This is a genomic window from Aeromonas sp. HMWF015, from assembly GCF_963878965.1.
Classification (GTDB): Bacteria; Pseudomonadota; Gammaproteobacteria; order Enterobacterales; family Aeromonadaceae; genus Aeromonas; species Aeromonas veronii.
On record NZ_CAWNZT010000241.1, the window covers coordinates 1 to 1,456 of the forward strand.

The 1,456-nt window shown below is 55.8% G+C and carries 2 protein-coding genes; one reads left to right on the forward strand and one right to left on the reverse strand.

Annotated features, from left to right (window positions below; all coding sequences use genetic code 11):
- Positions 1-166: 166 nt before the first annotated feature.
- Positions 167-1,069: a DMT family transporter gene (locus AACS18_RS12970; RefSeq protein ID WP_108614370.1), complete on the reverse strand. Its 903-nt coding sequence runs from the start codon at positions 1,067-1,069 to the stop codon at positions 167-169.
- A 130-nt stretch (positions 1,070-1,199) separates the two neighbouring features.
- Between AACS18_RS12970 and AACS18_RS12975 the strand changes: the two genes are divergently transcribed.
- Positions 1,200-1,406, forward strand: coding sequence for a YaeP family protein (locus AACS18_RS12975; RefSeq protein ID WP_005352334.1), 207 nt, complete (start codon positions 1,200-1,202; stop codon positions 1,404-1,406).
- Positions 1,407-1,456 lie beyond the last annotated feature (50 nt).

Here is a 1,456-nt window from a genome sequence, read left to right on the forward strand (position 1 = left end):
GAAATGAAGCACTCTCTTCAATGGCGACCAGCTCGGCCACACCTTGCACAATTCCGGTAAACATCATCACCTCTTTGTTTCTGGTAACACGCTCTGTTTTTTATCGCGGCCTGTGGCCGCTTCTTTTACATAATCCGTTTTTACACAATTCGTTTCGTACAAACTGTCACACCTGCTCCGCCGCCTCAGACCGCGCCAGCACACAAGCCCGGCGCTGGGAATGGATGACCACTATGCCTGCCAGCACGATGAGTAGACACCCCACCATACTACTGAGGGTCGGCATTTCACCAAACATCAGATAGCCGCAGAGGGTAGAAAAAAAGATCTGAAAATAGAAGAAGGGCGCCAGAGTAGAGGCCTGCGCATACTGCATCGCCTTGATAAGGCAATATTGGGAGAGCAGGGTCACCACCGGTAGCGCCAGCAGATAGGGCCAGTCGGCAAGCCCAGGGTTGCGCCACAGTGCAGGCTGCCAGCAGAGTGCGACCATTGCCACCATCCCCAGCATGAAGCAGGTGACGATCAGGATATCGAGGGTGGTCAGACGTGGATCCACCAGCTTGGTGATGAGGTTGTAGCCGGTGTTGGCCAGTACAATAACCAGTGGCAGCAGATAGTAGAGGTTCGCGTCGCCCCCGTCAGGATGGGTCACCACCAGCACGCCAAACAACCCCAACAGCACGGCCGCCACCTTGGTCCGGGTCAGACGCTCCCTGAAAAAGATCACGCCCGCCACCACGAAGGCCAGCGAACCAAGCTGGCAAATGATGGTGTAGACGTTGAGCGGTACATGGGCCAGCGCAATCACCGAGACCAGCGCACAGACCAGAAACAGCAGCGAGCGCAACAATAGCCAGCGATCCACCGCCAGCAGCGCCGACATGGTGCGCCTTGGCAACAACAGCAGCAGACCGAGGAAAGGAACAAAGAAGCGAAACCAGACCATCTCCATCACGGAGTAGCCATGGAGTACCAGATATTTGTCCGCGCCATCCTTGAGCGTCAGGGCGAGAAGTGCAAACAGCGTCAGAAAGATCGCCAGTGAGTTGCGCGAAGAGAACAGCATCAAAGAGACCGAAACAGAAAAGGGGGGTAACCAAACTAACGGGCTTGCCGCAAATTACAACCGCGATACTGACAAAATGGGAGCAAAACCGCTATATTTGCTCGCCTTTTTACTTTCAAGGAAGCAAATCATGATGGTTTATGAGTGCTGTGAAGCGATCCGTATCGCCTATAACCAGATTGGATCCGGTGAGCAGGGCTATGTGCCGAAGGCCATCGCCGCCACTATCCGCGCCCTCAACGCGGTCGCCGCCGATGAGCGGGTGCCCGCCGAGCTGCGTGAACAGGCCGCCTATGCGGCAGCCAACCTGCTGATCAGCGATCACGAAGACGCCTGATCCTGCCCCTTGGGGTGGCAACTATTTCGTCCTGGCTGAATTTCAGGCTA